Genomic DNA, 20484 nt, shown 5'->3' with positions numbered 1-20484 from the left:
AGAAAAGGCGGGTTGCGTACCCGCCTTTTTTGTGCGCGTTATGATGGCGCACACCTGTTTCCAGATGCCTGGTCGATCACGCCTCCGCATCAGTCACCCCTAGGACGGGCACATCCTGCATGACAACAATTTCCACACAAGGTTACGAGGTTCGCCAGGGCAGCCGCTGGTTGCGCTCCGCCATCGAACTGCTGTCTTCCATGCGCTTTGCCATTGCGCTGCTGACAGTCATCTGCATTGCCTCGGTGATCGGCACGGTCATCACCCAGCATCAGCCGTTCAACAACTACGTCAACCAGTTCGGGCCGTTCTGGGCGCGCGTGTTCGAGACGCTGAACCTCTATTCGGTCTACAGTGCCTGGTGGTTTCTGCTGATCTTGGCGTTCCTGGTGATCAGTACCTCGCTGTGCATTGCGCGCCATACACCCAAGATCCTGGCGGACCTGAAAAGCTACAAGGAAAACATCCACGTGCGTGCGCTGCAGGCCTTTGGCTACAAGGCCGAAGCCGTGCTGCCGCAGGAACCGGCACAGGCGGCGCGCAGCCTGGGTGAAAAACTGGCTGGCAAGGGCTGGAAAGTAAAACTGCAACAGCGCCAAGGCGACCGGGGCGGCTGGATGGTGGCGGCCAAGAAGGGCGGTGCCAACAAGATCGGCTACCTGGCAGCGCACAGCGCCATCGTGCTGATCTGTCTGGGAGGCCTGCTGGATGGCGACCTGATGGTGCGCATGCAGACCTGGTTCAATGGCAAGCAGCCCTTCAATGGCGCCGGCATGATTGCCGACGTGCCGCCGCAGCACCGCCTGAGCACCAGCAACCCGACCTTCCGGGGCAACCTGTTCGTGCCCGAAGGCAGCACGGTCGATACCGCCATCCTGCTGCAGAAGGACGGCGTGCTGATCCAGGAGCTGCCGTTTGCCCTGGAGCTGAAGAAGTTCATCGTCGAGTATTACCCCACCGGCATGCCGCGCGTGTTTGCCAGCGAGGTGGTGATCCACGACCGCGAGACCGGCGAGGCGATTCCGCAGCGCATCGAGGTCAACCATCCGGCCAGCTACAAGGGCATCCAGATCTACCAGTCCAGCTTCGAGGATGGCGGCTCGCCGGTCAAGCTGAAGGCGGTGGGCATGGGCAGCGAGGTGGCGCCGTTCTCGGTCGATACCGCCGTGGGCCGTGCGGTGGAGATCACCAATGGCGAGGACAAGCGCACGCTGGAAGTGACGGATCTGCGCACCATCAACGTCGAAAACTTTGGCAACATGAGCTCCGGCCCGGTCGATGTGCGCAGCGTGGATCTGCGCCAGACGCTGCAGGACAACCTGGGCTCGGCCCAGAACCGCAAGGACCACGAGCTGCGCAACGTCGGTCCGAGCGTGATCTACAAGCTGCGTGACAGTGCCGGACAGGCGCGCGAGTTTTCCAACTACATGCTGCCGGTGATGACTGGCGAAGGCGGCCCGCCCGAATTCCTGTTTGGCGTGCGCAATGACACGGCAGAGAATTTCCGCTACCTGCGCATTCCGGCCGATGACAACAATTCCCTGGAGGAATTCCAGCGCCTGCGCCACGCCCTGAATGATCCGGCGCTGCGCGCCGAGGCGGTACGCCGCTATGTGGCGCAGTCCACCGGCGTGCAGAACCAGCAGGTGCAGGAGCAGCTGGCGCTGTCGGCCAGCCGCGTCATGGACCTGTTTGCCGGTGACCCGGCGAATCTGGACGCCGCGCGCCGCGACAGCAACAGCGAGGCAGCACGCAGCTTCGGCCTGCAGGCCATCGCCCGTTTCATCGAGCAGACGATTCCCGCTGAAGACCAGCAGCGCTTTGGCGATGTGCTGCTGCGCATGCTGAATGGCTCCATGGTCGAGCTGCTGCAGCTGTCGCGCGAGCGCGCCAAGTTGCCGGCACTGGACATGAACGAGCAGAAGCACCGCGCCTGGCTGGCCCAGGCGGTGGTGGCGCTGAGCGATGCACCGCTCTATCCGGAGCCGGTGCTGTTCCAGCTCGAGAATTTCACCCAGGTGCAGGCCAGCGTGTTCCAGGTAACGCGCGCGCCGGGCAAGTGGGTGGTCTACCTGGGCTGCCTGTTCCTGATCCTGGGCGTGTTTGCCATGCTGTACATCACCGAGCGCCGTGTCTGGGTCTGGGTGCGTCCGGCCGCCCAGGATGGACAGGAAGCCGCCTCGGGCGCTACCATGGCGCTTTCGAGCAATCGTCGCAACCTGGACAGCGACAAGGAATTTGACACATTGAAGCAGTACCTGCTGGGAGAGCACCAGTCATGAGCACCTCCATGAGTTCCACCACCAAGCTGCCCCCGCAAGAGGTGCAGACGATTACCCTGAACGGGGGCTTTTTCAGCCGCCGTAACCTGTTTGACTGGCTGTTTGCGCTGCTGGCCGTGGCTGGCGGGATTTACGCCTTCCTGTATTACGACCACGCCATGGACGTCTACGAAAAGGCGATCCTGATCGGCACCATTCCCGCCGTGATCTGGCTGGGCTGGTTCTGGCGACCGGCGGCACGCCTGATGCTGGTGGTGGCAGCGGTATCGCTGCTGGCGCTCTGGCTCTATGGCGGTGACCTGAAACGTGCTGACGAGGTGTTCCTGCTCAAGTATTTCATCTCGAGCCAGTCGGCCATCCTGTGGATGTGCATGCTGTTCTTCATGAGCACGCTGTTCTACTGGATCGGCATGTTTACCGGCGGCAAGGGCGAGACGGACCGCTACAGCAGCAACGCGCTGGAGCTGCTGGGCTCGCGCATGGCCTGGGCTGGCGTGGCGCTGGCGTTGATCGGCACCATGGTGCGCTGGTACGAGAGCCACCACATTGGCGCTGGCATTGGCCATATCCCGGTCAGCAACCTGTACGAAGTGTTCGTCATGTTCTGCTGGATGACGGCGCTGTTCTACCTCTACTACGAGATGCAGTACCGCACGCGTGCGCTGGGTGCCTTCGTGATGCTGGTGGTGAGCGCGGCAGTCGGCTTCCTGCTCTGGTACACGCTGGTGCGCGAGGCGCAGGCAATCCAGCCGCTGGTGCCGGCGCTGCAGAGCTGGTGGATGAAGCTGCACGTGCCAGCCAACTTCATTGGCTACGGCACGTTTGCGCTGGCGGCGATGGTGGCCTTTGCCTACCTGATCAAGAAGCAGGCTGCCGAGACCAAATGGTACAAGCTGGCGCCGCTGTGGCTGCTGGGCATCGTGCTGTGCTTTGAGCCGATCGTGTTCCGCAGCAGCGTCAGCGGCATGAGCAGCTACTGGGCGGTCTACTTTGGCGTGTCGGCGCTGATCGTGGCGGCCATTATCCTGGGCCGCAAGACGATTGCGGCGCGCCTGCCGGCGCTTGAGGTGCTGGATGACGTGATGTACAAGTCGATCGCTGTCGGCTTTGCCTTCTTTACCATTGCCACCGTGCTGGGCGCGCTGTGGGCGGCCGAGGCCTGGGGTGGCTACTGGAGCTGGGACCCGAAGGAGACCTGGGCGCTGATCGTCTGGCTGAACTACGCGGCCTGGCTGCACATGCGCCTGATGAAGGGCCTGCGCGGCACCGTGTCGGCCTGGTGGGCGCTGGTTGGCCTGGCCATCACCACCTTCGCCTTTATCGGCGTGAACATGTTCCTGAGCGGCCTGCACAGCTACGGCACGCTCTGATCCCCGGCAGATCGGCATCAGAAGGCGCATGGCCCAGCGGCCCTGCGCCTTTTTCGTGGGTGGCACCTGGCGGGATACGGGTATGCACTTTGCGTTAGGATCGTTGCAGACGCTGGCATTCGCCAGCAGAGACAAGTGCCATGCATTACCACCGCGATCGCGGATACCAGCATCCGACCCCGAGCGAGATCACGCCGCCGCAGGCCTATGCGGCACGGCGGCGCTGGCTGCAGCTGATGGGGTTGGCTGCGGTGGGCGCAGCGGGGGCGGCCGCGCTGCCGCTGTACCGGCGCTGGCAGCAGCCCCCAGCGCCGGCGCAGGCGGGTGTGGCGCTGGCCTCCGTGCCATCCAGCGTGCCCGGTGCCATCAGCCGCGAGGCGCTGACGACGCAGCACGACGCCACCCATTACAACAACTTCTACGAATTTGGTCCGGGCAAGAGTGATCCGGTCGAGTATGCAGGTGCGCTGCAGACCACGCCGTGGACGGTTCGCATCGAAGGCGCGGTCCACAAGCCGCTGACGCTGGGACTGGAAGAGCTGCTGCAACTGGCCCCGCTGGAGCAGCGCATCTACCGGCTGCGCTGCGTCGAAGGCTGGAGCATGGTGATTCCGTGGATCGGCTATTCGCTGTCGGCGCTGCTGAAGCAGGTGGAGCCGACCGGCAGCGCCCGTTTTGTCGAGTTCACGACGCTGGCCGATGCGGAACAGATGCGCGGCGTGCGCAGCCAGATGCTGGACTGGCCCTATGTGGAAGGCCTGCGGCTGGATGAGGCGATGCACCCGCTGACGCTGCTGGCCTTTGGCATGTACGACGAGGTTTTGCCGAAGCAGAGCGGCGCACCGCTGCGCCTGGTGGTGCCGTGGAAATACGGTTTCAAGAGCGCCAAGTCACTGGTGCGTATTCGCCTGACCGAAGCGATGCCGGTATCGGCCTGGATGCGGGCAGTGCCGCGCGAATACGGCTTTTATGCCAACGTCAACCCGCAGGTGGCGCACCCGCGCTGGAGCCAGGCGAACGAGCGCCGCATCGGTGACAGCCTGCGCAGCCCGCGTCGTCCGACGGAGCTGTTCAACGGCTATGGCGAACAGGTGGCCAGCCTGTACCAGGGCATGGATCTGGCTACGCATTACTGATAATCCGCCCAGTGGGGCGCAACGGGAAACACGATGGAATCGCTGAAACGACTGCTGGTACAAGCCTGGATGAAACCGCTGGTGTGGCTATTGTGCCTGTTGCCGCTGGCCTGGCTCTGGTGGCAGGCCAGTACCGGCGCGTACGTGAACCCGGAAGAGGCGCTGGTACGCGGCGCCGGAGACTGGGCCTTGCGCATGCTGTGCCTGACGCTGGCGGTGACACCGGTGCGCGTGACCTTCCAATTGCCGCAGCTGCTGCGCTTCCGCCGCGTGTTGGGCCTGTCGGTGTTCCTCTATGCCAGCGTGCACCTGCTGCTCTATGTCTGGCTGCAGATGGGCTTCAACCTGTCCGAGCTGCTGGCCGATGTGGCGGACCGCGCCTTCATCCTGATGGGCGTGCTGGCCTATGCCTTGCTGCTGCCGCTGGCCCTGACCTCGAACAATGCCGCGATCCGCCGCATGCGGGGGGCCAACTGGCAGGCCTTGCACCGGCTGGTGTACCTGGTGGCCGGATTTGCCATCGTGCACTTTCTCTGGATGCGCGGCACCAAGAACGATGTGCTGGAGGTCTGGATCTACGCGCTGATCCTGACCGCGTTGATGGCCTGGCGACTCTGGCACTGGAACCGGGGCTCATCGGGAGGCTCTTGTAGCCACTGAGCGCAGATGCAAAGGGCTGCCCATCGGCAGCCCTTTCCTTTGCCTGGGAGCCAGGCAGGGCGGTGCTTACAGCAGGCGCTCGCGCTGGTAGATCTCCTTGACCGATTCGCGTGGTGCCACCAGGTGCGGCTGGCCGTCGGCGATCAGCACTTCGGCGGCGCGGCCGCGGCTGTTGTAGGTGCTGGACATGCTCATGCAGTAGGCACCGGCAGACAGCACGGCGAGCAGGTCACCGGGCTGCACGGCAAGTTCGCGGTCGCGGCCCAGCCAGTCACCGCTTTCGCAGATCGGGCCGACCACGTCATAGCTGGCCGGGCTGGCATCGGATTGCTGCACCGGTACGATCTGGTGGAAGGCCTCGTACATGGCGGGACGTGGCAGGTCATTCATGGCGGCATCGACGATGCAGAAGTTCTTTTCTTCGCCATCTTTCAGGTAGAGCACCTCGGTCAGGCAGATGCCGGCGTTGCCGACCAGCGAGCGACCCGGTTCGATCATCAGCTTGCGCTGGCCCAGGCCGCGGGCGTCCATGCGCGCCAGCAGCTGCTGCCAGAGCGCATCGGCAGACGGCGGTTGCTCGTCGGTGTAGGTGATGCCCAGGCCACCGCCGAAATCGAAATGCTCCAGCGGGATGCCGGCGGCCTCGATCTGCTGGAACAGGTCCAGCATGCGTTCCATGGCATCCAGGTAGGGATCGATCTCGGTGATCTGCGAGCCGATATGGCAGTCGATGCCGACCACGCGCAGGCCGGGCAGGCTGGCAGCGTGCTGGTAGGCCTGCAGCGCCTGCTCGTGCGCGATGCCGAACTTGTTGCCCTTGAGACCGGTGGAGATGTACGGATGGGTCCTGGCGTCGACGTTGGGATTGACGCGGATGCTGATCGGGGCGCGCAGGCCCATGCCGGCAGCGACTTCCGACAATACATCGAGTTCGGGCAGGCTTTCGACGTTGAAGCAGCCGATGCCGGCCTGCAGCGCCTGGCGCATTTCGGCGCGTGTCTTGCCGACGCCGGAGAAGATGATCTTGGCCGGATCGCCGCCAGCGGCCAGCGCGCGTTCCAGCTCGCCGCCGGAGACGATGTCGAAACCGCAGCCGGCCTGGGCAAACACCTGCAGCACGGCCAGCGTGGAGTTGGCCTTCATGGCGTAGCAGATCTGGGCGTTGCGGCCGGCGAAGCCGCGCTGGTAGGCGGCCAGTGCATGCAGCATGGCGGCCTTGGAGTAGACGAACAGCGGGGTCGCGTGTTCGCGTGCCAGATCGGCAACGGAGACGCCGTCAACCGTCAGGGCGCCGGCCGCATCACGGGCCAGGAAAGGGGATCCGGGGAGGGAGGTCATGGTCAGGAGAGACGTTGCCAGCCGCTTTACAGGCCGGGAGTGGAGGGAATGGTGTTGCGGATGCGGGCGTCAGCGGCAGGAACCGGTGGCGGTGCAGGCGGCGTGGCGTCAGGGGCACTGTCTGCCGGGGCGCGTTTCAGGCCCGGAATGATCAGCTCATGCAGGCGTGCGCGCTGCGCTGCCCCGGGTTCCGTGGGCAGGTAGAGATCGCCGGTCTGGCCGCAGGCCGATAGCACTGCTGCAGTCAAGGGCAACAGGGCGATGCGTACAATGTTTCGGACTTTCACCATAGCTGGAATTGTAATGACTGACCTGGAATATCTTGAGGCTGCCGAGCAGGTATTGCGCCGCGTCGAGGCCTGCTGCGACCGTATCAATGACGAGACCGATGCCGATATCGACAACCAGCGCGTGGGCGGCATGATCACGCTGGTGTTTCCGAACCGCAGCCAGATCGTGATCAACCTGCAAAAACCCCTGCACGAAATCTGGATGGCGGCCAAGGCGGGTGGTTACCACTATACCTTTGATGGCCAGGTCTGGCAGGACACCAAGGGCCATGGCGAGTTCTTTGCCCACCTGAGCCAGCTGGCCAGCGAGCAGTCCGGTCTGCCACTGCAGTTTGCCTGACCCTGAAAACCGGCAGCGGCAGGGGATGCCTGCCGCTGATGACGTTTAGTTGCCGCCGAACGGATCGGTGGAGTGTGCGCCGACATTGTCGGCAGGTGGCGGAGCGCTGTCGCTGCCGCCGTTCCTGCGTGCTGCCGGTGCCGCGCTGTAGTTGCTGGCCACGCCAATGCGTGCAATGCCGCGACCACCGGCATATTCGGTGTAGACCCAGTCGCCCTGGCGCGTCACGCCTTCCGGCGGGTTGGGCGCCTTGGCCAGCGGCACGCCCTTGAGTGCGACCTTCATGTAATCGATCCAGATCGGCAGGCTCAGGCCGCCACCGGTTTCGCGGTCGCCCAGGTTGCGCGGGTTGTCGAAGCCCATCCAGGCCACGGCGGTGCGGGTCGGCTGGTAGCCGGCGAACCAGGCGTCCTTGGAGTCGTTGGTGGTACCGGTCTTGCCGAACAGGTCACGGCGGCCGAGCTGGCCACTGGCCTTGGCCGCGGTACCGGTGGTGGTGACCTCGTTCAGCAGGCTGTTCATGATGAAGGCGTTGCGCGCCGGGATCACGCGGCGCTGCTCGGTCAGCTCGGCCGGCTGCACCTCGGACAGCACGTTGCCGCGCTGGTCCTTGATCATCGAGATCACGTAGGGGCTGACACCATGACCGCCATTGGCGAACACCGACATGCCGACCGCCATTTCCAGCGGTGTGGTGGAGTTGGCGCCGAGCGCCATCGTCAGATAGGGCGGTGTGCGGTCTGCCGGGAAGCCGAAGCGGCCCACCCAGTCCTGGGTCTTCTGGGTGCCGACCGACTGCAGGATGCGGATCGAGACCATGTTGCGCGACTTGGCCAGGGCCTGGCGTACCGTCAGCGGCGGGCCGAAGCGGCCATCATAGTTTTTCGGCGACCAGGGCTTGCCACCGGTGACGCTGGAATCGAACACCAGCTCGGAGTCGCTCACCACGGTGCTCGGCATGATGCCTTCTTCCAGACCGGCCGAGTAGATGAAGGGCTTGAAGCTGGAGCCCGGCTGGCGGAAGGCCTGCGTCACGTGGTTGAACTTGCTCTTGTTGAAGTCGAAACCGCCGACCAGGGCCTTGATGGCACCGCTTTGCGGATCCAGGGACACCAGCGCGGCTTCCACTTCAGGCAGTTGGCGGATGCTCCAGGCGCCCTTGTTCTCGACCACGCGCACGATGGCACCGGGGCGGATCTTCTGCTTGTCGTTGGCCTTGTTCGACAGCGAGAAGCTGACGAAGCGCAGGCCGTTGCCGGTGATGCTGATGGGATCGTTGTCGCTGCGGCGTACCACGACCTTGCGAGGCGAGGCCTCGGTGACGACGGCGGCCTTCATTTCACCGGCATCCGGGTATTCGATCAGCGCATCGGAAATCGCTTCCTCGAGCAGGTCCGGATCGGTCGGCAGGGTGATGAAGTGCTCGGGGCCACGGTAGCTGCGGCGTGTATCGTAGTTCAGGATGCCGGTGCGCACCGCCTTGTAGGCGGCGTGCTGCTCTTCGGTGGAGATGGTGGTATAGACGTTCAGGCCGCGCGTGTAGGTATCGGCACCGTACTGGTCATAAATCAGCTGGCGCACCATTTCACCCACGTATTCGGCGTGCACGTTGTCACCGTAGGTGGCGCGCTGCAGCACGAGTTCGGTGTTTTTGGCTTCGTCAGCCTGTTGCTGCGTGATGAAGCCGGTCTCGACCATGCGGTCCAGGATGTAGAGCTGGCGCACGCGGGCCCGGCTCGGGTTCACGATCGGGTTGTAGAGCGAGGGGGCCTTGGGCAGGCCGGCCAGCATGGCGGCTTCGGCCAGGTTGATCTGTTGCAGCGGCTTGCCGAAATAGGCTTCGGAGGCGGCGGCAAAGCCATAGGCGCGGTTGCCCAGGAAGATCTGGTTCATGTAGATCTCGAGGATCTGGTCCTTGCTCAGGTTCCGCTCCAGCTTGAACGCCAGCATCATCTCGTAGATCTTGCGCGTGAAGGTCTTTTCGGACGACAGATAGACGTTGCGCGCCACCTGCATGGTGATGGTGGAAGCACCCTGGCTGCGCGCCTTGCTGAAGTTGGCCATGCCGGCGCGCATCACGCCGACATAGTCGATGCCGTTGTGCTCGTAGAAGCGCGCATCCTCGATGGCCAGCACGGCATTCTTCATGATGGCCGGAATTTCGTCGAACGGCACGTAACTGCGGCGTTCTTCACCGAATTCGTTGATCAGATTACCTTCGGACGAATAGATGCGCAGCGGCAGCTTGGGCTGGTAGTTCTGCAGGCTGGAGACGTCTGGCAGATTGGGATAGGCCACCGACAAGGCCACGGCGGCCAGCAGGGCGACGGTGGCGGCACCGGCGACGATCAGGCCGATCAGCCACAGGAACAGGCGGACCAGCCAGTGGCGTTTCTGCCTGGGCGGCTGGGCAGGGGTCTGGGAAGAATCGTTGGATTGGCTCATGGCGTACACGGTTGCGGACATGGACGGACTGCAGGCGCAGCACCCCCTTGCCCCAAAAAAGTCATCCCGCATTGTGCATCAAGGCGGTGCCTGCGGGTACATCCGGTGTGGCAAAGGCTGTAACAAGGCTGTATGGCGGGATCGTGCCATAGGGCGATGGAAATGCATGAATTAATACTAAAATACTCAATCATGCGACATTCCTTTTTCTTTTCCTGGCCTTTGGCAGGTCGTCGTGCAGCGGCTGATGTCGGACTCGACTGGGCCGATGATGGCCTACGGCTGATACAGCTGAGCGCCGATGGAGCGCTAGTTCAGGCGCAGCTGGCGTGGCCGAGCACTGGTGTGCCACTGGACGGTGATGGCGTGCAGCTGCTGGCAGAAAGCCTGCAGCAGCTCTGGCAGCAGGCGGGCGTGAGACAGCGCCGGGTACGTGCTGCCCTGCCGGAGAGCATGTTGCAGCGACGCAGCCTGCGCCTGCCGGCCGGTCTGGATGAGGCCGAACTGGAAGCACTGGTGCAGGCCGAGTGGCAGCGCCAGGCCGGTGCCGATGCGATGGCGCTGCCGGCACTGGATTTCCGCTGCCTGCCGGCGGAGCCGGGTGCGACGCGGCAGGAGGTGCTGGCGGTGGCGGCAGATGGGCAGCGGCTGGAGCAGCTGCAACAGGCGGTGCGTGTGGCGGGATTGCAACTGTTATCGGTCGATGCGGCCTTGCACGCGGCGCACCGGGCGGCCTTGCGCTGCCTGCAGCGGCAGCCAGCCGGGCTGCAATTGCTGGTGCTGCATGCGGGATCGGGCCAGCTATGCCTGCAGATCCTGCAGCAGGGGCGGCCGTGGTGGCGGTATCAGCTGCCGGAAAAGCGTGCGGCGGCTGGCCAGGACTGGCTGGCGCTGGTGCCGGAATTGTTGTCGGCGCTGCCCGATCCGGGTTGGCTGCTGGCGGCGGAGGCCTGGGTCGCAGGCGTGGGAGCGGATGCGGAACTGGTATCGGCGACCTTGCAGGCACAGACTGGCCGGCCATGGCGCTGCCTGGAGCCTGCGCCCGGCATGACGGCCGGCATGCTGGTTGCCTGTGGTCTGGCCTGGCAGCAGGAGGGTGCATGGACGCGCTGAATTTCCTGCCCTGGCGTGCACAGGCACGGCAGCGGCGCTTGCGCCATTGGCAGCTGGGACTGGCGGTGGCCGTGCTGGGCGCGCTGGTGGCGAGTGGCGTGGTGTATCTGGGACTGCAGCAGGAGGTGCAGGCCGAACAGGCGCGTCTGGCGCAAGAGCGGCAACAATTGCAGCAGGCACAGGCGGCGATGCAGCAGCTACGTACCGAGGAGGCGGCGCTGCGGCAGCTGCAGCAGCAATGGCGCTGGAGCCAGGCCTTGCAGCCGTTGCGGGACTGGCCGGCGACGCTGATGCAATGGCTGGCAAGCGGCTTCCCTGCTGGCGTGCAGCTGCAACAGCTGGAATGGCAGGAGGCGGGCTGGACGCTGCAGGGCCAGGCCGCCAGCGCCGATGCCGTAATGGCGTTGACCGATGCCGTGACTGAAGCCGGGCTCGACGGGCGTCTGCTGCAGAAAGAGCATGCGCTGATGCCGGGGCAGGCCGCCACCGGTGCCTTGCTGTTGCGCTGGGAGTGGGGTGCCAGCATGGTGCCTGATCTGCGACCACTGCCGGCGGCGATGCCTGCCGGTGCAGCGGCCTCGGCTGCCGTGGAGGATGCGCCATGAGCCGCCTGAGGGTCATCGATTGGGCCGGCTTGCGCTCGCGTGCGCCACAGGACTGGCCCTGGCAGCTGCGTCTGCTGTCCTGCCTGCTGGCGGCGATGCTGGCGGGTGGACTGGCCTGGCTGCTGCTGTTGCAGCCGCTGGAACAGCAGCGACAGGAAGCGCTGCAGCAGCAGGCCAGCGTGCGGCAGCAGCAGGCGCTCTTGCAGCAGCAATTGCAGCGCCAGCCCGAGCTCGTCCGGATCCGGCAGCAGCTGGCCGGGCTGCAGGAACAGTTGCAGCGCGAGCTGCCGCAGGACTGGCAGGAACCGGTCTGGCAGGCGCGGCTGCAATTTGCCGTGCCGGGGTTGCAGGTGCGGCGCTTCAAGCCGATGAAGCCGAAACGGCTCGAGGGCGGTCTGATGGAACAGCCGGTGGAGCTGGAGTGCAGCGGCAGTTTTGCCGCGATGCAGGCGCTGGCGGTGGCGCTGTCGCAACTGGAGCCGGTCACGCTGGTGCGGCGCTGGCAGCTGACCGCGGAGACGCGCAAGGGGAAATCAGTCACAGGCGAGTTGCGGCTGAAGGCGCGCATTGTCGGCTACCGGCTGGCCAATGCGCAGGAACAGGCACAAGGCAAGCGCGGCAAAGGCAGGCGCAGCCAGGGAGAGGCAGCATGAAAGTGATGCAGACAGGATGGAGTGGGGCGCTGCTGGTGTTGTGCCTGCAGGGCTGTGGCGAACCGGTGGCCGGGGAGTTGCCACAGTTGCCGGCCAGCACAGGCATGGTGGCGGGTGGCTTGGCGGCGCAGGAGCCGGAGCAGCAATATGCCGAATTGCTGCAGGCCGGGCCGGCCACGACGGAGCCGGAGGCCATGCACCCGATAGCCGGGCGCGATCCGTTTCAGCCGCTGGCGGGCAGTGCGGCGGCGCTATCCGTTGATCCGCAACAGATGCCGCTGGAGCAGATGCGCTACCAGGGCTGGATGCAGCAGGAGGCGCAGCGGGTGGCGCTGGTGCGGGCAGGCGGCCAGCTGTTGCTGGTGCACTCAGGCGAAGCGCTGGGCGCGGAGCGGGGCCGGGTGCTGTCCATGGACGATACGCAGCTGTTGCTGCGCCTGCCGGATGCCACTGGCGTACAGCGGCTGGCGTTGCAGGAGGGCCAGCCATGAGCGTGCACCTGATCCGTGGCTGGCCGCTGGCATGGCTGCTCTGGCCGGCGCTGGTGGGGGCACAGGCCCTGCAACCGGCACCGGCCATGCCGCCCCCGCAGACTGGCGCACTGGTAGCGACGGCGGGTGATGCCGTGATTCCGCCGCAGCGTCTGGCCACCGTGCTGCCGGGAACGGCGACAGCAGCAGCGGTGACTTCTGCCGAGTCGTTGAAGCCGACAGCGGTGCAGGCTGGCAGCGGGGCCAGCCGCTACGCCCAGCCGGGAGCGCCTGTCCCGCGCAACCCGGCACGCTACCGGGGCAAGCGCCTGTCGCTGCAGTTCCAGGACATCGAGGTGCGTGCGCTGCTGCAGGTGCTGGCCGATTTCACCGGCATCAATATCGTTGCGGCCGATAGCGTGCAGGGGCGCATGAGCCTGCGGCTGAAGGAGGTGCCCTGGGAGCAGGCGCTGGAGGTGATCCTGCAGACGCGCGGGCTGGCGATGCAGCGCAATGGCCAGGTGATCTGGGTGGCGCCGCAGCAGGAACTGGCCAGTTTGCAACAGCAGGCGCAATCCGCACCGGCTGACGGCGTGCTGGAATCGCGCAGCTACCGGCTCAACTATGCGCGCGCCGGTGAGCTGGCGCAGCAGGTGCATGGCGGGGGTGGCCAGGCCGCGCGCCTGCTGAGTGCGCGTGGTTCGGCCTTTGCCGATGCGCGCACCAACCAGCTGGTGGTGCAGGATGTGGCGGCGGTGCAGGCGCAGATCCAGCAGCTGATCGAACAGCTGGATATCCCGGTGCGGCAGGTGATGATCGAGGCGCGCATTGTCGAGGCGGGCGAGAACTGGGGTCAGTCGCTGGGCGCGCGGCTGTCGGTGCTGGGGCAGCCGAATGGGGCCTCGGGCATGGACCTGGGCGATGGCCGCCGGCTCGGCGTGGCCTCGGTGCCGGGGCAGGCGGCGACACCGCTGTACCAGTTGCCGGCGCTGGGGCAGAACGGCTTTGCCCCGGCCGCGCTGGGCCTGTCGCTGTTCAGTGCCGGTGCCTCGCGTTTTGTCACGCTGGAAATCTCGGCGCTGCAGGCCGATGGCAAGGGTAAGCTGGTGTCCAGCCCGCGCGTGGTGACGGCAGACCAGACGCGCGCGCTGATCGAGCAGGGTACCGAGCTGCCCTACCAGGTGGCGACGGCCAGTGGCGCGACCTCGCTAGCGTTCCGCAAGGCCAACCTGAAGCTGGAGGTGACGCCGCAGATCACGCCCGAAGGCCAGATCGTGCTGGATCTGGACGTGAACAAGGATTCGGTCGGCCGCACCACGCTGAACGGCTTTGCCATTGACACCAAGCATATCCAGACCAATGTGCTGGTGGAAAACGGCGGCACGCTGGTGATTGGCGGGATTTTCGAGATCAGCGAGCGCGAGGATGTGACCAAGGTGCCACTGCTTGGCGACATCCCGTATCTGGGTGGGCTGTTCCGCTCGCGCAGCCAGGTGACGGAAAAGAAGGAGATGCTGGTCTTCATCACGCCTACAATCGTGGAAAGCCAGCGCCTGGCCCGGCGCTGAGCAGACAGGAGACAGCAAGGTGATCGTATTGGTAGGCATGCCCGGTTCGGGCAAATCGTCGGCAGGGCGGCAGGTGGCGCGCCGTTTCGGCTTGCCCTTCGTGGACAGTGACCACGAGATCGAGCAGCAGATCGGCATGAGCATCCGCGAATACTTCGAGACGCAGGGCGAACAGGCCTTCCGTGACCTGGAAACGGCGCTGTTGCGCCGCGTCGCTGAAAGCAGCGAGCAGATCGTGCTCTCGACCGGTGGCGGTGCGCTGCTGCGCGAGGAAAACCGTGACATCTTGCGCCAGCACGGCACCGTGCTCTACCTGCGCGCTTCGCCCGAAGAAATCTACCGCCGCCTGCGCCACGACACCAAGCGCCCGCTGCTGCAGGTGGCCGATCCGCGCCAGAAGCTGCAGGAGCTGTTCCAGGCGCGTGATCCGCTCTACCTGAAAACCGCGCATTACGTGATCGATACCGGCCGTTCCTCGATCCAGATGCTGGTCAGCCATATCGCGATGCAGCTGGAAATGGCCGGTCTGGTGCCGCAGGGCGAAACGCCGCCCAGGCCACCCAGAGCACCGGGGCCGCAGGGTCGACGCTCACGCGGCTGAAACCGGGCCGGCAAGCGGGCCTGCAGCCGGTTCGGGTTTTCGACTTGCGCGACAATAGGGGCATGAACGCCACAGCCCTGACCCGATTCGATATCACCGCTCCCCTGACGCCGTTCGATGCCGTGCCTGCGGCCGGCGAGGAGCGCGTTTCCATTGCGCTAGATACGCGCAGCTACGACATCCATATCGGCAGTGGCTTGCTGGCAAAGGCGGCCAGCTGGCAGGGCCTGCCGGCCGCGCGTAGTGCCGTGATCGTGACCAACACCACGGTGCAGCCGCTGTATGCCGCGCAGTTGCTGCAGGCGCTGCAGCCGCTGTACCCGAAGGTGCATGTGGTGGCCTTGCCCGATGGCGAGGAATACAAGACCTGGGAATCGCTGAACCTGATTTTTGATGGCCTGCTGGGCCAGCAGTGCGACCGCAAGACGGTGCTGTATGCGCTGGGGGGCGGCGTGATCGGTGACATGACCGGTTTTGCCGCGGCCTGCTACATGCGTGGCGTGCCTTTTGTACAGGTGCCGACCACGCTGCTGGCGCAGGTCGACTCCTCGGTCGGCGGCAAGACTGCCATCAACCACCCGCTGGGCAAGAACATGATCGGCGCCTTCTACCAGCCGCGCCGCGTGATTTGCGACATGGACACCTTTGCCACGCTGCCGGATCGCGAACTCAGTGCCGGTCTGGCCGAGGTGATCAAGTACGGTCCGATTGCCGACATGGGCTTTTTTGATTGGCTGGAGCAGCATATCGATGCCTTGCGTGCGCGTGACCCGCAGGCGCTGGCAGTGGCGGTGCGCCGCAGTTGCCAGATCAAGGCCTGGGTGGTGGGCCAGGACGAGCAGGAAAGCGGCATGCGCGCGATCCTGAACTATGGCCATACCTTTGGTCACGCGATTGAGGCTGGCCTGGGCTTTGGCACCTGGCTGCACGGCGAGGCAGTGGGTTGCGGCATGGTGATGGCGTCCGAGCTGTCGGCGCGGCTTGGCCTGGTGGATGCGGCTTTCGTGCAGCGCGTGCGCACGCTGGTGCAGCGCGCCGGCCTGCCGGTGGTGGCACCGCGTCTGGCCGAGGAGGATGCTGCCAACGTCGAGGAATGGCTGCACCATATGCGCGTGGACAAGAAGGCCGAGGCCGGCGAGATCCGTTTTGTCGTGATCGCACAGCCGGGCGAGGCGGCGCTGGCCAAGGCGCCGGACAGCCTGGTGGCCGACGTGATCCACGTCTGCAGCCAGGCCTGAGATGGCGATCTACAGCGCGCCGCTGCCAGGCGTTCCGGACAGCGGCCAGCACAGCCATGCCGCCTGGGCTGCCTTGCCCTGGCAGTCGCGCGGGCGCCGCCATGCAGAAGCCGATGCGCCAACGCGCGGCGCCTTCCAGCGCGACCGTGACCGCATCGTGCACAGCTCGGCGTTCCGCCGGCTGGTCTACAAGACGCAGGTGTTCCTGAACCACGAGGGGGATTTGTACCGCACCCGGCTGACGCATTCGCTGGAAGTGGCGCAGCTCGGTTGCAGCGTGGCGCGTGCGCTGGGGCTGGACGAGGATCTGGTGGAAGCGATTGCGCTGGCGCACGATCTGGGTCACACGCCGTTTGGCCATGCCGGGCAGGATGCGCTCAACGGCTGCATGCAGCAGCATGGCGGTTTCGAGCACAACCTGCAGAGCCTGCGCGTGGTGGATGTGCTGGAGCAGCGTTATCCGGCGTTTGACGGCCTGAACCTGTGTTTCGAGACGCGTGAGGGCATCCTCAAGCACTGTTCGGCGCGCAACGCGCGCTGGCTGGAACAGCAGGAGCCGGGCGGTGTGGGCCAGCGCTTCCTGCTCGGGCAGCAGCCGGGCCTGGAGGCGCAGCTGTGCAATATCGCCGACGAGATTGCCTACAACGCGCACGATATCGATGACGGCTTGCGCTCCGGCCTGCTGCAGTGGGAGCAGGTGCTGAGCGTGCCGCTGGTGGCGCGCCACCATGCCAGCACGCTGCGTGACTGGCCACAGCTCAGCGGCCGCCGCGTGATCTACGAAACCATCCGCCGCATGCTGAGCGAGCAGGTCTACGACGTGATCGCTGCCACGCGCGCCGCGCTGGAACAGCACCGGCCGGACAGCGTGGACGCGGTGCGCCAGTGCCCGCCGCTGGTCGGTTTCAGCGCCACCATGCGCGATGAATCGCTGCAACTCAAGCAGCTGCTGCTGAAGGCGCTCTACCGCCATCCGCAGGTGATGCAGACGATGGACGTGGCGCAGCAGGTGGTACGCGAATTGTTTGCCATCTACCTGCAGCAGCCGCAGCAGATGAAACCCGATTTCGCCACGCGTGCCGATACCGAGCGCGCCGTGGCCGACTATATTGCCGGCATGACCGACCGCTTCGCCTTGCGTGAGCATGTACGCCTGACTGGCCAGCAGGTCTTGATGTGATGGCTCCGGACAAGCAGGGCGGCATGCGCGCCATCTGGGTCGTGCTGGTCACGGGTGTGTGTGCGGCCATGATCATTGGCAAGCTGCCGCCGGCGGTACCCGCGCTGCAGCAGGAGCTGGGCGTGACGCTGGTGCAGGCCGGCTTTCTGCTGTCACTGGTGCAGGTGGCATCGCTCAGTTTGGGCCTGTTTCTCGGGCTGGCGAGCGAGCGTATTGGCCTGCGCCGCTCCATGCTGGCTGGCCTGGCGCTGATGAGTCTGGCCAGTTTTGCCGGCGGCTGGGTCGAGAGCGTGACCGCGCTGCTGGTATTGCGCGCCTTTGAAGGACTCGGCTTCTTGCTGACCTCGCTGTCGGCGCCGGCGGTGCTGCGCCGGCTGGTGCCGCCGCAGCGGGTGACGCAGGTGATGGGCGTCTGGGGGGCTTATGTGCCGTTTGGCACGGCGCTGGCGATGCTGCTCGGGCCGGCCGTGATCCTGGCAGTCGGCTGGGCCGGCTGGTGGTGGTTGATTGGCTTGCTGTGCGCGCTCTGCTTGCTGGCCGTGCGACGCTGGGTGCCGGCCGATCCGCCACGCCCGGCAGCGGCCGTGGCCGGTGGCTGGACCGGCCAGTTGCACCTGACGCTGTCCAGCCGCGGACCCTGGCTGCTGTTCCTGACCTTTTGCGTCTACTCCTCCCAGTGGATGGCGGTGATCGGCTTTCTGCCGACGATTTATGCGCAGGCCGGCGTGAGCGGCTGGACGCTGGGCCTGCTGATGGCGCTGGTGCCGGCGATGAACATCATCGGCAACGTGGTGGCAGGCCAGCGCCTGCACCGCGGCACGGAGCCGGGCACGCTGCTGATCATCGGTTTTGTCGTGATGGCGCTGGGGTCCTGGCTGGCGTTTACCGGATTGGAACTGCCGCCGGCGGTGCGCTATGTCGGCATGCTGCTGTTCTCGCTGTTTGGTGGCCTGATTCCGGGCACGCTGTTTGCGCTGGTGCCGCGGCTGGCGCCGGACAGCAGCCTGATTGCCAGCACCGTGGGCTGGATGTTGCAGGGCTCCTCGCTGGGGCAGTTTGCCGGTCCGCCGGCCGTGGCCTGGCTATCGGGCGTGGTCGGCGGCTGGCACTGGACCTGGGCGGCCACCGGCAGTGCCTGCGTGCTGGGCTGCCTGCTGGCGCTGCAATTTGCGCGCCTGCGCACCCCGCCCGCCGTAGCCCGCTGAGACGCTGCGTGGCACAATGGCGCGCATGACTACCGATCTCCAAAATACCGTTGTGGCCGATACCCGCCACTGGCTGGAACAGGCCGTGATCGGCCTCAACCTGTGCCCGTTTGCCAAGGCGACCTACACCAAGGAACTGGTCCACTATGCGGTGTCCGGTGCGCTGACCGAAGACGAGGCGCTGCAGGCCGTGCATGACGAGCTGGTGGCGCTGGCCGAACTGCCGATGGACGAGCGCGAGACCACGCTGCTGCTGTTCCCGGCGATGTTTGACGATTTCCTCTACTTCAACGATTTTGCCGGTGCCGCGGAGGACATCCTGGCCGACCTGGGCCTGGAAGGCGAGCTGCAGATTGCCAGCTTCCACCCGCGCTACCAGTTTGCCGATACCGAGCCGGACGACATCAGCAATGCCACCAACTGGGCGCCGTACCCGACGCTGCACCTGCTGCGCGAAGCCAGCATCGACCGTGCCGTCGAGAACTACCCGGATGTGGACGATATCCCCGCCAACAACATCGAGCGCCTCGAGGCCATGGGCCGCAGCGGTTGGGAAAAGCTCGGCATCCAGACCCGCGTCAGCGGCGATGACTGGGTGCGTGCCTGCCCGGCGCACGGCCAGCGCAAGCAGCCGCCCGGTGACGGTGACCAGCGTGATGACGAGGGTGGCGATGGCGACGGCGGCGAATAAGCCGCGCAAGCCGGCACGCGGCCCGTCCAAGGCCGAGCTGATGGCACAGCAGGTGCAGGAAGCGATCCGTCCCGGCCAGTCGGTCGAGTTGCTGAAGGAGCTGCATATCCTGACGCGCGATGGCGCACTGAACCAGGATTCGCGCCGCAAGCTCAAGCAGGTCTACCACCTGTTCGGCTTTATCGAGAAGATCCTGCTGGAGCTGGAAGCTGCTGGCAACAGCGCGATCACGCTGGCCGACCACGGTGCCGGCAAGTCCTACCTGGGCTTCATCATCTACGACCTGTTCTTCCAGCAGCGCGAGGGCGGCACGATTTACGGCATCGAGACGCGCGAGGAACTGGTGCAGCGCTCGCGTGCGCTGGCGCAGCAGCTCGGTTTTGCGCGCATGCGCTTTCTGCCGCTGACGGTGCAGCAGTCGGCCAGCAGCACGGAGCTGCCGGAGCGCATCGACGTGGTGACGGCGCTGCACGCCTGCGATACCGCCACCGACGATGCGATCGCCTTTGGCCTGCAGAAGCAGGCCGGCCACATGGTGCTGGTGCCATGCTGCCAGGCCGAGACGGCCAGTTTCCTGCGCCAGAACAAGGCCTTCAACCTGTCGCGCACGCCGCTGGCCGAACTGTGGCGCCACCCGCTGCACACGCGCGAGATGGGCAGCCAGATCACCAACGTGCTGCGCTGCCTGTACCTGGAATCGCAGGGTTACAGTGTGACCGTGACCGAGTTGGTGGGCTGGGAACACAGCATGAAGAACGAGCTGATCCTGGCGCAGTACACCGGCCAGAAGAAGCGCAGCGCGGCCCAGCGCATGCACGCCATGGCCGAGGAGTTTGGCCTGCAGGAGCTGCTGGCGCTGCGCTATCCACTGGTGGCCGATATGGCCGAGCGCGCCGGGTGAGGCCGGTCCGGGTTTAGTCCTACAGACGGGCCCGCTGGCAGACTCGACAATGGGTATTGATGTGCAGGCCTCCCGCTTGCGCCAGACCATAAGGAGAATGCCATGTCCATGTACCCCACTTCCGGCTACACCATGGAGGACCTGTTCAGCCAGCTCGGCCTGCCCAGCGACGAGCAGGCGATCCGGGATTTTGTGCAGAACAACCGTCTGGATGCCAGTTGCGTCAATCTGTGCGATGCACCGTTCTGGAACGAGAGCCAGGCACGCTTCCTGAAGGAAGAACTGGAGCGCGATGCCAACTGGGCGGTGGTGGTCGATGACCTGGCCGCACGCCTGCAGGGTGAGCCGCCGGAGGTTTGCCCGGTCTCGAACTGATCCCGATCCTGGGCTGAGGGAAG

Annotated in this window: 20 protein-coding genes; 17 read left to right on the top strand and 3 right to left on the bottom strand. The window is 65.5% G+C overall.

The features are described from left to right. Positions 1–119 precede the first annotated feature (119 nt). The 4 genes from V1261_RS03515 (at position 120) to V1261_RS03500 (ending at position 5448) form a co-directional block, all read left to right on the top strand. Positions 120–2282: a cytochrome c biogenesis protein ResB gene (locus V1261_RS03515; protein WP_329770056.1), complete on the top strand. Its 2163-nt coding sequence runs from the start codon at positions 120–122 to the stop codon at positions 2280–2282. 8 nt (positions 2283–2290) lie between these two features. Then, the gene (gene ccsB / locus V1261_RS03510) at positions 2291–3652 is read left to right on the top strand and encodes a c-type cytochrome biogenesis protein CcsB (RefSeq protein WP_442877944.1); all 1362 of its coding nucleotides are present in this window, start codon (positions 2291–2293) and stop codon (positions 3650–3652) included. A 140-nt stretch (positions 3653–3792) separates the two neighbouring features. Further along, positions 3793–4788 (top strand): protein-methionine-sulfoxide reductase catalytic subunit MsrP, encoded by a 996-nt coding sequence (gene msrP, locus V1261_RS03505; protein ID WP_329770054.1) that lies wholly within the window; start codon positions 3793–3795, stop codon positions 4786–4788. A gap of 33 nt (positions 4789–4821) precedes the next feature. Continuing rightward, on the top strand, positions 4822–5448 hold the full coding sequence (locus V1261_RS03500) for a protein-methionine-sulfoxide reductase heme-binding subunit MsrQ (RefSeq protein WP_329770053.1): 627 nt from the start codon (positions 4822–4824) through the stop codon (positions 5446–5448). Between the two features lie 66 nt (positions 5449–5514). Here the strand turns inward: V1261_RS03500 and lysA are convergent, their stop codons facing one another. After that, entirely contained in the window at positions 5515–6792 is a 1278-nt protein-coding gene (lysA, locus tag V1261_RS03495) for a diaminopimelate decarboxylase (protein ID WP_436231782.1), read from the bottom strand. Between the two features lie 20 nt (positions 6793–6812). After that, positions 6813–7076, bottom strand: coding sequence for an LPS translocon maturation chaperone LptM (gene lptM / locus V1261_RS03490; protein ID WP_329770051.1), 264 nt, complete (start codon positions 7074–7076; stop codon positions 6813–6815). 13 nt (positions 7077–7089) lie between these two features. On the opposite strand from lptM, the gene cyaY reads away from it, so the two are divergent. After that, on the top strand, positions 7090–7416 hold the full coding sequence (cyaY, locus tag V1261_RS03485) for an iron donor protein CyaY (RefSeq protein ID WP_329770050.1): 327 nt from the start codon (positions 7090–7092) through the stop codon (positions 7414–7416). A gap of 45 nt (positions 7417–7461) precedes the next feature. Here the strand turns inward: cyaY and V1261_RS03480 are convergent, their stop codons facing one another. Beyond that, entirely contained in the window at positions 7462–9861 is a 2400-nt protein-coding gene (locus V1261_RS03480; RefSeq protein WP_329770128.1) for a penicillin-binding protein 1A, read from the bottom strand. A gap of 192 nt (positions 9862–10053) precedes the next feature. Between V1261_RS03480 and pilM the strand changes: the two genes are divergently transcribed. The 12 genes from pilM (at position 10054) to V1261_RS03420 (ending at position 20461) form a co-directional block, all read left to right on the top strand. Beyond that, positions 10054–10974: a pilus assembly protein PilM gene (pilM, locus tag V1261_RS03475; protein WP_329770049.1), complete on the top strand. Its 921-nt coding sequence runs from the start codon at positions 10054–10056 to the stop codon at positions 10972–10974. Beyond that, positions 10962–11579: a hypothetical protein gene (locus V1261_RS03470; RefSeq protein WP_329770048.1), complete on the top strand. Its 618-nt coding sequence runs from the start codon at positions 10962–10964 to the stop codon at positions 11577–11579. Before pilM ends, V1261_RS03470 begins: the two co-directional genes overlap by 13 nt. After that, a complete protein-coding gene (gene pilO / locus V1261_RS03465; protein WP_329770047.1) occupies positions 11576–12232 on the top strand; it encodes a type 4a pilus biogenesis protein PilO in 657 nt (218 codons plus the stop codon). Before V1261_RS03470 ends, pilO begins: the two co-directional genes overlap by 4 nt. Further along, entirely contained in the window at positions 12229–12723 is a 495-nt protein-coding gene (locus V1261_RS03460) for a pilus assembly protein PilP (RefSeq protein ID WP_329770046.1), read from the top strand. The genes pilO and V1261_RS03460 overlap by 4 nt, the downstream gene beginning before the upstream one ends. After that, positions 12720–14270: a type IV pilus secretin PilQ gene (locus tag V1261_RS03455; RefSeq protein WP_329770045.1), complete on the top strand. Its 1551-nt coding sequence runs from the start codon at positions 12720–12722 to the stop codon at positions 14268–14270. The genes V1261_RS03460 and V1261_RS03455 overlap by 4 nt, the downstream gene beginning before the upstream one ends. 19 nt (positions 14271–14289) lie before the next feature. Beyond that, positions 14290–14871, top strand: a complete 582-nt coding sequence (locus V1261_RS03450; protein WP_329770044.1) for a shikimate kinase — start codon at positions 14290–14292, stop codon at positions 14869–14871. A gap of 62 nt (positions 14872–14933) precedes the next feature. Continuing rightward, positions 14934–16109: a 3-dehydroquinate synthase gene (gene aroB, locus V1261_RS03445; RefSeq protein ID WP_329770043.1), complete on the top strand. Its 1176-nt coding sequence runs from the start codon at positions 14934–14936 to the stop codon at positions 16107–16109. A 1-nt stretch (position 16110) separates the two neighbouring features. Beyond that, the gene (locus tag V1261_RS03440; protein ID WP_329770042.1) at positions 16111–17289 is read left to right on the top strand and encodes a deoxyguanosinetriphosphate triphosphohydrolase; all 1179 of its coding nucleotides are present in this window, start codon (positions 16111–16113) and stop codon (positions 17287–17289) included. Further along, positions 17289–18494 carry an MFS transporter gene (locus tag V1261_RS03435; protein ID WP_329770041.1) on the top strand — a complete coding sequence of 402 codons (1206 nt, stop codon included), beginning with the start codon at positions 17289–17291 and terminating at the stop codon, positions 18492–18494. The genes V1261_RS03440 and V1261_RS03435 overlap by 1 nt, the downstream gene beginning before the upstream one ends. Before the next feature lie 16 nt (positions 18495–18510). After that, positions 18511–19185, top strand: coding sequence for a DUF1415 domain-containing protein (locus tag V1261_RS03430; RefSeq protein ID WP_405198024.1), 675 nt, complete (start codon positions 18511–18513; stop codon positions 19183–19185). Positions 19186–19225: 40 nt separating this feature from the next. After that, positions 19226–20086: a class I SAM-dependent methyltransferase gene (locus tag V1261_RS03425; RefSeq protein WP_329770127.1), complete on the top strand. Its 861-nt coding sequence runs from the start codon at positions 19226–19228 to the stop codon at positions 20084–20086. Positions 20087–20188: 102 nt separating this feature from the next. After that, on the top strand, positions 20189–20461 hold the full coding sequence (locus V1261_RS03420) for a DUF2789 domain-containing protein (protein WP_329770039.1): 273 nt from the start codon (positions 20189–20191) through the stop codon (positions 20459–20461). The last annotated feature ends 23 nt before the right edge of the window (positions 20462–20484 follow it).

It is taken from the genome of Brachymonas sp. J145, assembly GCF_036312245.1.
GTDB classification, from domain to species: domain Bacteria; phylum Pseudomonadota; class Gammaproteobacteria; order Burkholderiales; family Burkholderiaceae_C; genus Brachymonas; species Brachymonas wangyanguii.
The sequence above is the reverse complement of the archived record's forward strand: the minus strand, read 5'-3'. Positions and strand labels throughout refer to the sequence as shown.

Bases quoted from the DNA above. Each gene is read 5' to 3' on its own strand.
- V1261_RS03515 (WP_329770056.1), top strand. From the start codon at position 120: ATGACAACAATTTCCACACAAGGTTACGAGGTTCGCCAGGGCAGCCGC.
- ccsB (WP_442877944.1), top strand. From the start codon at position 2,291: ATGAGTTCCACCACCAAGCTGCCCCCGCAAGAGGTGCAGACGATTACC.
- msrP (WP_329770054.1), top strand. From the start codon at position 3,793: ATGCATTACCACCGCGATCGCGGATACCAGCATCCGACCCCGAGCGAG.
- V1261_RS03500 (WP_329770053.1), top strand. From the start codon at position 4,822: ATGGAATCGCTGAAACGACTGCTGGTACAAGCCTGGATGAAACCGCTG.
- lptM (WP_329770051.1), bottom strand. From the start codon at position 7,076: ATGGTGAAAGTCCGAAACATTGTACGCATCGCCCTGTTGCCCTTGACT.
- cyaY (WP_329770050.1), top strand. From the start codon at position 7,090: ATGACTGACCTGGAATATCTTGAGGCTGCCGAGCAGGTATTGCGCCGC.
- V1261_RS03480 (WP_329770128.1), bottom strand. From the start codon at position 9,861: ATGAGCCAATCCAACGATTCTTCCCAGACCCCTGCCCAGCCGCCCAGG.
- pilM (WP_329770049.1), top strand. From the start codon at position 10,054: ATGCGACATTCCTTTTTCTTTTCCTGGCCTTTGGCAGGTCGTCGTGCA.
- V1261_RS03470 (WP_329770048.1), top strand. From the start codon at position 10,962: ATGGACGCGCTGAATTTCCTGCCCTGGCGTGCACAGGCACGGCAGCGG.
- pilO (WP_329770047.1), top strand. From the start codon at position 11,576: ATGAGCCGCCTGAGGGTCATCGATTGGGCCGGCTTGCGCTCGCGTGCG.
- V1261_RS03460 (WP_329770046.1), top strand. From the start codon at position 12,229: ATGAAAGTGATGCAGACAGGATGGAGTGGGGCGCTGCTGGTGTTGTGC.
- V1261_RS03455 (WP_329770045.1), top strand. From the start codon at position 12,720: ATGAGCGTGCACCTGATCCGTGGCTGGCCGCTGGCATGGCTGCTCTGG.
- aroB (WP_329770043.1), top strand. From the start codon at position 14,934: ATGAACGCCACAGCCCTGACCCGATTCGATATCACCGCTCCCCTGACG.
- V1261_RS03440 (WP_329770042.1), top strand. From the start codon at position 16,111: ATGGCGATCTACAGCGCGCCGCTGCCAGGCGTTCCGGACAGCGGCCAG.
- V1261_RS03435 (WP_329770041.1), top strand. From the start codon at position 17,289: ATGGCTCCGGACAAGCAGGGCGGCATGCGCGCCATCTGGGTCGTGCTG.
- V1261_RS03430 (WP_405198024.1), top strand. From the start codon at position 18,511: ATGGCGCGCATGACTACCGATCTCCAAAATACCGTTGTGGCCGATACC.
- V1261_RS03425 (WP_329770127.1), top strand. From the start codon at position 19,226: ATGGCACAGCAGGTGCAGGAAGCGATCCGTCCCGGCCAGTCGGTCGAG.
- V1261_RS03420 (WP_329770039.1), top strand. From the start codon at position 20,189: ATGTCCATGTACCCCACTTCCGGCTACACCATGGAGGACCTGTTCAGC.